This window comes from Schumannella sp. 10F1B-5-1 (genome assembly GCF_006517535.1).
Classification (GTDB): domain Bacteria; phylum Actinomycetota; class Actinomycetes; order Actinomycetales; family Microbacteriaceae; genus Schumannella.
Genome location: NZ_VHQH01000039.1, coordinates 201,886 through 210,776 on the forward strand (window position 1 = coordinate 201,886; position 8,891 = coordinate 210,776).

General features: G+C 72.9%; 9 protein-coding genes. 6 read left to right on the forward strand and 3 right to left on the reverse strand.

The window, feature by feature from the left end; all coding sequences use genetic code 11:
* Nucleotides 1-35: 35 nt before the first annotated feature.
* Nucleotides 36-1,718, forward strand: a complete 1,683-nt coding sequence (locus tag FJ658_RS11695; protein WP_181408433.1) for a PrsW family intramembrane metalloprotease — start codon at nt 36-38, stop codon at nt 1,716-1,718.
* Between the two features lie 60 nt (nt 1,719-1,778).
* Here FJ658_RS11695 and FJ658_RS11700 read toward each other — a convergent pair whose 3' ends face one another.
* Entirely contained in the window at nt 1,779-2,822 is a 1,044-nt protein-coding gene (locus FJ658_RS11700) for a hypothetical protein (RefSeq protein WP_141145563.1), read from the reverse strand.
* A gap of 148 nt (nt 2,823-2,970) precedes the next feature.
* Nucleotides 2,971-4,155 (reverse strand): MarP family serine protease, encoded by a 1,185-nt coding sequence (locus FJ658_RS11705; RefSeq protein ID WP_181408434.1) that lies wholly within the window; start codon nt 4,153-4,155, stop codon nt 2,971-2,973.
* A gap of 154 nt (nt 4,156-4,309) precedes the next feature.
* On the opposite strand from FJ658_RS11705, the gene FJ658_RS11710 reads away from it, so the two are divergent.
* From FJ658_RS11710 to FJ658_RS11725, 4 genes are all read left to right on the forward strand, one after another.
* The gene (locus FJ658_RS11710; RefSeq protein WP_181408435.1) at nt 4,310-5,140 is read left to right on the forward strand and encodes a nuclease-related domain-containing protein; all 831 of its coding nucleotides are present in this window, start codon (nt 4,310-4,312) and stop codon (nt 5,138-5,140) included.
* A 133-nt stretch (nt 5,141-5,273) separates the two neighbouring features.
* Nucleotides 5,274-5,543, forward strand: coding sequence for a 30S ribosomal protein S15 (gene rpsO / locus FJ658_RS11715; RefSeq protein WP_141145566.1), 270 nt, complete (start codon nt 5,274-5,276; stop codon nt 5,541-5,543).
* Between the two features lie 103 nt (nt 5,544-5,646).
* Nucleotides 5,647-6,597 carry an NADP-dependent oxidoreductase gene (locus FJ658_RS11720; RefSeq protein ID WP_141145567.1) on the forward strand — a complete coding sequence of 317 codons (951 nt, stop codon included), beginning with the start codon at nt 5,647-5,649 and terminating at the stop codon, nt 6,595-6,597.
* A 91-nt stretch (nt 6,598-6,688) separates the two neighbouring features.
* Nucleotides 6,689-7,135: a hypothetical protein gene (locus FJ658_RS11725; RefSeq protein WP_141145568.1), complete on the forward strand. Its 447-nt coding sequence runs from the start codon at nt 6,689-6,691 to the stop codon at nt 7,133-7,135.
* Nucleotides 7,136-7,160: 25 nt separating this feature from the next.
* On the opposite strand, the gene trxA is transcribed toward FJ658_RS11725, so the two are convergent.
* A complete protein-coding gene (trxA, locus tag FJ658_RS11730; RefSeq protein ID WP_141145569.1) occupies nt 7,161-7,544 on the reverse strand; it encodes a thioredoxin in 384 nt (127 codons plus the stop codon).
* A 135-nt stretch (nt 7,545-7,679) separates the two neighbouring features.
* Here trxA and FJ658_RS11735 point away from each other — a divergent pair.
* On the forward strand, nt 7,680-8,891 hold a 1,212-nt coding region (locus FJ658_RS11735), incomplete at its 3' end, for a sensor histidine kinase (RefSeq protein ID WP_141145871.1).

An 8,891-nucleotide genomic window follows, 5' to 3' on the forward strand; every position in this document is an offset into this window, starting at 1 on the left:
GGTGACGCGTCGCCCTCGCGCATTAGGGTGAGGCCATGACGGATCCCCGGTGGCCGCAGCCCGACGACGCCGATCGCCCGCGCGACCCGGGAGCCCCCGAGGGGGGCGCACCGCAGGGGCAGCAGCCGCCGCACGGGCAGCCGCAGCAGCCGTGGGGCCAGCCTCACTACGGGCAGCCGCTGCAGCCTCCCTACGGCCAGCCGCCGTACGGGCAGCCCCAGCAGCCGCCTTACGGCCAGGGTCAGCACGGCCAGCCGCAGCAGCCTCCCTACGTCCAGCCCCAGTACGGTCAGCCGCAGCAGCCGCCCTACGGGCAGCCTCAGTACGGCCAGCCGCAACAGCCCGCGCCGGGCCCGACCGACTACCGCCAGCAGCCCGGGCTGAGCGACGCGGAGCTCCCGGTCGCCCACTACGGGCGTCAGCAGCCCTACTCTGCGCCCGCCTTCGGCCCCGGCTACGACGCCGCCCCGGACGCGGCGCCGACGGCATCCGCGAGCGGCGCGTCCGCGCTCGTCGGCGTGCTCGCGCCGGCCAGCGCCCCGGCCGACGTGCGAGCCGAGACTCAGCACCACGCAGCCCCCGTCTTCGCGGTGCCGCCGCCCCCGCGCCACACCGGGCGCACGGTCGCCCTCGTCATCGGCCTCGTGCTCGCCGGCCTCGCGCTCGTGCTGGCGCTCCTCTACGTGCTCGGCAACCTCGGGGCGGCGGGCATCATCGGCGCCGTGCTCGCGCTCATCCCGCTCACGGTCGTGCTGCTCGGCATCCGCTGGGTCGACCGCTGGGAGCCCGAGCCCCTCGGCATCAAGATCTTCGCCTTCCTGTGGGGCGCCGGCGTCTCGGTCGTCACCGCGCTCGTCGTCGGCTTCGGGGTGGATGTCGCGCTGGCCGCCGCCGGAACCGATTCGCAGTCGGCCGGGGCTCAGTTCTTCGGCGCGGCCATCCAGGCGCCCATCGTCGAGGAGGGCGCGAAGGGCCTCGGCGTGCTGCTGATCTTCCTGATCGGACGCAAGTACTTCGACGGCCCGGTCGACGGCCTCGTCTACGGCGCGACCATCGCCGCCGGGTTCGCCTTCACCGAGAACATCCTCTACTTCGGCGTGCAGATCGCGCAGTCGGGAGCGCTCTCGGGCGACGTGCTGCTGATCTTCTTCATGCGCGGGGTCATGTCGCCCTTCGCCCATGTGATGTTCACATCGATGAGCGGCCTGGCGATCGGCCTCGCGGCCAACCGCTTCAACCACTGGCTTCCGCCCGTCGGCTTCTACTTCGTGGGGCTGCTCGGCGCGATGCTGCTGCACGGCCTGTGGAACGGCGCGACGTTCTTCGTGCAGGGCGGCCTGATCGGCTACCTGATCTACTACGTGCTCGTGCAGGTGCCGCTGTTCGCGGGGCTCATCGTCGTCGTGTTCTGGCTGCGCCGACGCGAGGCGAGACAGACGCAGGCCCGACTCTCCGAATACGCGGCCGCCGGCTGGATCAACCCCGACGAGGTCGTCGCACTGGGCACGCCCGCCGGGCGACGGCAGGCGAAGGCGTGGGCGTCGAGCCGTGGGCAGGGCGCGATCATGACGCGCTACATCAAGGACGCGACGCAGCTCGCCGCGGCTCGTCAGCGCGTCGTGCGCGGCACCGGCCGCGCCGAGGCGCAGTCCGACGAGCTCGTGCTGCTGGGCCGCGTCACGGCCTCCCGTCGGGCCCTGCTGGGTCTGGCGGCCTGAGCCGCGCCGCCCGCGATCGAGCTCCGGATCCGCGGCCCGGGATCCGTGGCCCGGTGATGCTCAGCGCAGCAGGCCGCTGCTGAGCGCGATCCAGCCGACGACGACGATCACGACGATCACGACCGCGGCGACGGGGAAGCCGCGCCGCAGTCGTCGTCCCTGCGGCGCGACGACGTCCGGCAGCGCTCCGGCCAGGGCCGATGCGGCCGTCGTCGGCGCGACCCGCTCATCGCGGTAGCGCTCCGTGCGCTGCACCATCTTCACGCCGACGAGATCGACGATCCGCAGCAGCCGATCCCAGACGGCGGGCTGGGTGAGCACGAACGGATTCGTCGAGTAGACGAACATCCAGTCGTCGACGATCTCGACGTCGAAGGGCGACGCCTCGTCGATCAGCAGCGCCATCAGGTCGGGGGTGAACACGTACAGCGCGTCGGTCTCGTACTCGCGCGGGCAGTACAGCGTGAAGTGCCGATCGAAGTCGCCTTCGAGTGAGAGCACCTGGTCGCGGTCGAAGGCGACCGGGAGGTTCGTGCCGAGGAAGCTGTTGTTGGCGCGCGAGTCGAGCACCATGTGCGGCAGCCGGCGGTCGAGGCGCACGACGGCGAAGCCCCAGCGGTGGGTGCGGCGGTTCTTGCCCGACCCGGTCGTGTACTCGTAGTTGCCGATCTCGGTGAAGCGCCCGGATGCGGCCATCAGGTGCGGCGAGACGGTGCGGCTGCCGCCGCGGCCGAAGATCGCCCCGGAGTATGCCGGAGCCGGGTCGGATGCCCGGAACACCAGCCCGTTCGCGCGGGCGAAGCGGTCGAGACGCACGAAGTCGCGCCAGCGGCCCTGCGAGCCGAGCACGCCGCCGGCGGCGATTCCCGCGCCGATCAGCACCACGATACCGACGGGCAGGAGTCGCGACGGTGACGACTGGCCGGCGAGCACTCCGACTCCGCCGGCGGCCACGAAGGCGATCACCGCGATGATGCCGCCGACGACGGCCAGCAGCACGGCCGGCGCGACGCCGGATCCCGAGCCCTGCGCCTGCTTCAGCGCGCGCACGTCCGCGCGGGTCACGTCCGAGGTCAGAGGGGCGTAGTCGACGGCGCGGCTCATGACCCCATCTCAGCATCCCGACGCCCGGATTAAAGACTCATCGCCCAGTGGCGGGTCAGTGACTCCGGCTCTTCTGGGCGATGAGTTGATCTGAGACCAGGGTGCACCCGGGCAGGCGGCAGGTCAAGACCCCCATCCCGCACCGAGCTCAGCCGCGCGTGCAGTGCCCCGCAGCCACGGGGTCGGTCAGGCCGGCGGCGGCGGACACGACGGGGGCGAGCGAGGCGTCGGTCGTGGCGTAACCGAGCTGGTCATCGGTGGCGCTCTCGGCGAAGACGACGCCCGCCACCGTGCCGTCGGCGGCCAGCAGGGGGCCGCCGCTGTTGCCGGGTTCGACGACCGCGGCGATCGTGTAGATCTCGCGCGGGGTGCGCGCGGTGCCGTAGATGTCGGCGACCAGCTCGGTCGACTTCGCGAGCACCTCGGCGCCGCCGGAGGTGTACGGGCCGCCGTACGGGTACCCGTCGACGGCGCCGCGGTCGCCCACCTCGAGCGCGGGCGAGAGCTTCAGCGGGGCGGGGTCGAGTCCCGTCGTCGCGAGGATCGCGAGGTCCGCATCCGGGTCGAAGTAGACGACCTTCGCCGTCAGCGCCTGCCCTCCGCGCGTGTCGACGACCGGCTCGCTCACGCCCGCCACGACGTGCGCGTTGGTGACGATGCGATCGGGCGCGACGACGAAGCCCGAGCCCGACTGGTTCTGGCCGCAGGCGTAGGCCGTGCCGTTGATGCGCACGACCGAGGCGCTCGCGCTGGTGAGGCCGTCGGTGCCCTCGAGCTCGGGGGCTCCCGGCGACGACTCGACCCCGCCGAGCGCTTCGTTGATGCGGGGGAGCCCGGTGTCGAGCACCGCGGCGCGGATGCGCGACAGCTGCTGCTGCACGGGCTCCGGCGTCAGCTGGTCGATCGTGCGCAGCACGACCGACCCCGCGGCCGCCTGCGACAGGGCGGGATAGCCGAGCGAGCCGAGGCTGCCGATCACGAGCGAACTGGAGAGCGCGGCGACGACGACGCCCAGGGCCGCGCCGAGCAGGCGGCTCGGAACGGCGACGCGGTGCTCTTCGCGGCGTCCGCGCAGCATCCGCGCGACGGCCACGCCGGCGGCCTGACCGCCCAGGATGAGCAGCAGCCCGAGCCCGACCGCGGCGACCATCCGCCAACCGGGCGCCGGGATGAGCGGCACGATGAGCGGGATCGACAGGAAGGCCCCGACGGCGCCCGCGATGACGCCGATGAGTCCGCCGAGGGTGCGCAGGATGCCGGTGCGCCAGCCCACGACGAGGTAGACGAGCAGCACGAGCACCAGCAGCACGTCGAGCAGGTGGGCGATGAGCATGGGGCTCCGGGCGTCGGCGGATCGGGACTGTCGATTCTCTCCTGTCGCCGCGACGCCGTGGTGCGTCGCGCGCCGGATGCCGAGCACCCGTTCGGGGGATTCTGCGGAACGGACGGCCGGGTTAGCGTCGAAGGGACATGTTCCGGGGGGAATCATGACGGTCACCTGGGCGCCGGTCGGGCGCACGCTGCGGGGCAGGACCCCGTCGTTCGGCGTTCTGCGCGCCTGCCTCGAGCACCAGTCGGTCGCGCGGGTGCGCGGCCCGCTCGACCGTGCTCTCGGGGCCGATCCTCTCGACGCGGACACGCGGCGCTGGTTCCGCGCGGCGCTCGGCGAGCGCGAACTCGGGGCCGTGCTCGGTGGACTCGGCTCGGAGTGGAGTGTGCTCCACAGCATCCCCGTCGGGCGCGGCGGGATGCTCGACCACCTGCTGATCGGACCCGCCGGCGTGTTCACGGTCGTGGCGCAGGCTGCGGCTCGCCGGCCGATGAGCGCCGAGGGCTTCGCCTTCGCCGCCGCCGAGATCACGGTCGTGCGCGCCGCGATCGCCGAGCGGCTGGATGCGGCGAGCCGCCTCTCGGTCGCGCTGGGCACCGAGGTCGACGTGCAGTCGCTCGTCGTCGCCGTGGGGGCGCGCCGCGTGAGCTCGCACGCCGAGGGCGTCAAGTTCGTCACCCCCTCGGAGCTGGGCCGCGTGCTCGCTCGCGCCCCGCGCCGTCTGGATGCGCAGACCCTGCGCCTGCTGACGGCGGTCGCCGAGCAGCCGCGCACCTGGCAGGAGCACCCGGATGACGCGCCGGCGCCCGAGGACGTCGACGTGGAGGAGCGGTTCCGCAGCCTCGAGCTTGACGTGCGGGTCGCCCGACGCCTGCGGGCCGTCTGGTCGACGGTCGGCATCGCCGCGGCGGCGGCCGCTCTGACGTCGGCGCTCGCGATCGCGGCGCCCGACACGCTCGCCCGCATCGCGGCCGCGCTGGGTCTCTGACGTGGCCCTCGCGCGGTCGCCGCGCCTCCCGCTCGCCTGCTAGCATTGCCAGGTTGCCGTCACGACGGCCGCGGATCGAGAGAGCGCACGCACCCGGCGTCGCGCACCGCGCAACGAGAGAAGGGATCCCTCTATGGCACTGGATGCAGACACCAAGAAGGCGATCATCGACGAGTACGCCACCCAGCCCGGTGACACCGGATCCCCGGAGGTGCAGATCGCGCTGCTGAGCAAGCGCATCAAGGACCTCACGGAGCACCTCAAGGAGCACAAGCACGACCACCACTCGCGTCGTGGCCTGCTCCTTCTGGTCGGACAGCGTCGCCGCCTGCTCGGCTACCTGCAGGAGGTCGACATCGAGCGCTACCGCTCGCTGATCGAGCGCCTCGGGCTTCGTCGCTGAGATCGCGATACGTACTCAAGCGGGTCGTCACCTCCGGGTGGCGGCCCGCTTCTGTCGTTCCCGGCACCCGGTCTGCAACGTCCGGCACGCCTAGGGTCGGAGCATGAGCAGCTCCACCGACCGCGCCGTCCGCTTCCATCGCCTCGGCGACGTGGATGCGCTGCAGCTCGACACGGTCGAGACACCGCGGCCCGGCCCCGGCGAGGTGCGCGTGCGCGTCATCACGGCGGGCATCAACCCGGTGGACTGGAAGATCGTCGTCGGCTCCAGCTCGCGCTACACGCCGTCGCTGCCCTCGATCAACGGCAACGACTTCGCCGGGGTGATCGACGATCTCGGCGACGGCGTCACCTCCTGGTCGATCGGCGACCGCGTCTTCGGCGGCGCGCGCTTCCACGCCCAGGCCGACCACCTGGTCGTCGCGGCGGACGCCCTGGTGGCGGTGCCCGCGGGTGTCTCGCTCGCCGAGGCCGGAGTGCTCGACATCGCGGGACGAACCGCGTGGGCGAGCGTCGCCTCGCTCGCCCTGACACCCGACGACACGGTGTTCATCAGCGCCGCGGCGGGCGGCGTGGGCGTGTTCAGCTCGCAGCTCGCCCGGCGCACCGGCGCGCGGGTGATCGGCAGCTGCGGCGCGGGCAACGAGGCGCTGCTGCGCTCCTTCGGCGTCGAGCCGGTGCGGTACGGCGACGGGCTGGCGGACCGACTGCGCGCCCTGGCGCCGGAGGGGATCACGGCAGTGCTCGACCAGGCCGGGCGCGGCACGATCGAGGCGGCGCTCGAGCTCGGCGTGCCGGCCGGCCGGATCAACACGATCGCGGAGCCGACGAAGGTCGCGACGCACGGGGTGACCAATATCGGCGGTCACTCGCTGACGCCGGGGCTGGCCGAGCTCGGCGAGCTCGCCGCCCTGATCGCGGCCGGCGAGGTGCGGGTGCCGATCGACGGCGAGTTCCCCCTCGAGCGCTTCGCCGACGCCTACGAGCACCTGCGCGCAGGCCACCTCTCGGGCAAGGTGCTGCTGCGGCTCGCCGAGGACCCGGCCGCCGGCTGATCCGCCGGCGGTGCTACCGCGACCGTCCGCCGACCGACCAGCGGGTGCCGCCGCGCTCCGGGGTCGACCGCCCAGCGGATACGATCGCGGGATGGCGATCTGGCCCTGGACGAAGAGCGACATCGGCGACCCGGCGCTGCCGCCGAAGGACCGCGGAGCCGGCTCGTTCGACGATTACGACTACGACCTCGTGCCCAAGAACGCGCGGGTGCGCATCCGTCTCGCCGACGCCGCCTCGGTGCAGGACGAGCTCGCCTCCGTCGCCGCCAGCTCCCGTGACGAGGGCATCGAGCTCGAGACCATCGTCGCCGCCCGCTCGATCGAGCAGGAACGGGTCGACGCGCCCATCGAGGTGCGGCTCTTCGTCGGCCGCCGCGTGAGCGGCCCGGTCGGCCTCGTGCCGCGCGGGCTCGAGAGCGTCGTCGATCAGACGCTGCGCCGCCTCGAGGATCGCGGCGACAAGGCGCGCATCCCGGTCGAGATCGTGTCGACCCGGCAGGGTCTGCGAGCCGAGCTGCTCATGGGGCTCACCCGCTGATGCGAGTCGGCGTGGCCGGCAGCGGTCAGGCGCCCGTCGGTGCCGTGCCCGACTCCTGCTCCGCGATGCTGGCTCGGATCGCATCCATGTCGAGCGCGCGGATCTGATCGATCAGCTCGTTCAGCGCGGGCCGGGGGAGCGCACCGGCCTGCTTGAACACGCCGATGCCGTCGCGGAATGCCATGAGGGTCGGGATCGCCTGGATCTCGGCCGCGCCGGCGAGCCCGCGCTGCGCCTCGGTGTCGACCTTGCCGAAGACGATGTCGGCGTTGTCCTCGCTCGCCGCGTCGTAGATCGGGGCGAAGGCCTTGCACGGGCCGCACCAGTCGGCCCAGAAGTCGACGAGGACGATGCCGCCCTCGAGAACCGTCGATTCGAAGTCCTGCTCGGTCAGCTCGGTGGTGGCCATGCCTCCACAGTAAGCGTGGACGGGCCTCGCCTGCCGGATGCGCGGTGTCCGTCCAGCGGATGATCTTCGTCGTCGCCGGGCTGATCTGAGCCGTGCGACGGCACGCGAGTCCGGGGGCTGCCCTACCGTGAAAGGGTGTTCCGACGTCTGACCCGCACGCAGCTGACGGTCGACATCGTCGTGCCCGCGGCCCTCGCGCTCGTGTTCATCTGGCCGTCGATCGCGCTCCTCGGACTCACCCCGGCCGAGCCGCTCGCCTTCCTGGGCTTCTGCGTCGCCCTCGTGTTCCGGCGGCTGTCGCCGGGGCTCTCGCTCGCGATCGCCTGGGCCGTCGCCCTGCTCGAGATGCTCGCCCGCATCGACGCCCCGGGTCCGTCGAACCTGCTCATCCTGGGGGTGCTGTTCGCGACCGGCGCTCACGGCGGCCCCGTCGTGCGCTGGCTCGGATTCGCCTCGTCGTTCGTCGGCGCCGCCTGCGTCGCGGTCTACATCCAGATCATCCCGATGCTGTCGAACGGCCTCCCGGGGGTGGGGGATGCGGCGCGCTACCTGCTCGTCGCGGGGTTCTTGTTCGGGGCCGCCCTCGCCGGATTCCTGCTGTCGTGGACGGCCGGCCTGCTCATGACGATCGGCCTGCGCGGCCGCGCCAGCCGCGCCGCCGCGGCCGCAGCGTCGTACGAGGTCATCGCCGAGCAGGAGCGCACCCGCATCGCGCGCGACATGCACGACGTCGTCGCGCACTCGCTCGCCGTCGTGATCGCCCAGGCCGACGGAGCCCGCTACCTGCGCAAGTCCGATCCCGAGGCCGTCGACGAGGCGCTCGTCACGATCGCCTCGACCTCGCGCGAGGCCCTGGCCGACGTGCGCGTGCTGCTCGCCCAGCTGCGTCACAAGCAGGGGGATGCGCCGCAGCCGGCGATCGCCGACCTGGACCGGCTCTACGAGCAGCTGCGCGCATCCGGCCTCACGATCGAGATCGACGGCTCGGGTGAGGCGCTGGCGGTGCCCACGCCCACCCAGCTCGCGATCTACCGCATCGTGCAGGAATCGCTCACCAACGCACTGCGCCACGGCGACCCCGGTGAGCCGGTGCTGCTGCGATTCGACTGGGCGCCGGGCGGGCTCCACCTCTCGATCGCGAGCGCGCTGAAGCCGAACGGCTCGCCGAGCGGCACGCCGGGGCACGGCCTCGCCGGCATGGCCGAGCGCGCCAGCCTGGTCGGCGGCACGCTCGGAGCGGGCGCGGAGGGAACCCGGTTCGTCGTGCGCGCCTGGCTGCCGGCCCTCGCGACCACCGGGCCGGTGGCCGCCGTGCTCCCGATGGCCTCGTCGCCCGCCGCTCACCCC

Bases quoted from the DNA above. Each gene is read 5' to 3' on its own strand.
- FJ658_RS11695 (WP_181408433.1), top strand. From the start codon at position 36: ATGACGGATCCCCGGTGGCCGCAGCCCGACGACGCCGATCGCCCGCGC.
- FJ658_RS11700 (WP_141145563.1), bottom strand. From the start codon at position 2,822: ATGAGCCGCGCCGTCGACTACGCCCCTCTGACCTCGGACGTGACCCGC.
- FJ658_RS11705 (WP_181408434.1), bottom strand. From the start codon at position 4,155: ATGCTCATCGCCCACCTGCTCGACGTGCTGCTGGTGCTCGTGCTGCTC.
- FJ658_RS11710 (WP_181408435.1), top strand. From the start codon at position 4,310: ATGACGGTCACCTGGGCGCCGGTCGGGCGCACGCTGCGGGGCAGGACC.
- rpsO (WP_141145566.1), top strand. From the start codon at position 5,274: ATGGCACTGGATGCAGACACCAAGAAGGCGATCATCGACGAGTACGCC.
- FJ658_RS11720 (WP_141145567.1), top strand. From the start codon at position 5,647: ATGAGCAGCTCCACCGACCGCGCCGTCCGCTTCCATCGCCTCGGCGAC.
- FJ658_RS11725 (WP_141145568.1), top strand. From the start codon at position 6,689: ATGGCGATCTGGCCCTGGACGAAGAGCGACATCGGCGACCCGGCGCTG.
- trxA (WP_141145569.1), bottom strand. From the start codon at position 7,544: ATGGCCACCACCGAGCTGACCGAGCAGGACTTCGAATCGACGGTTCTC.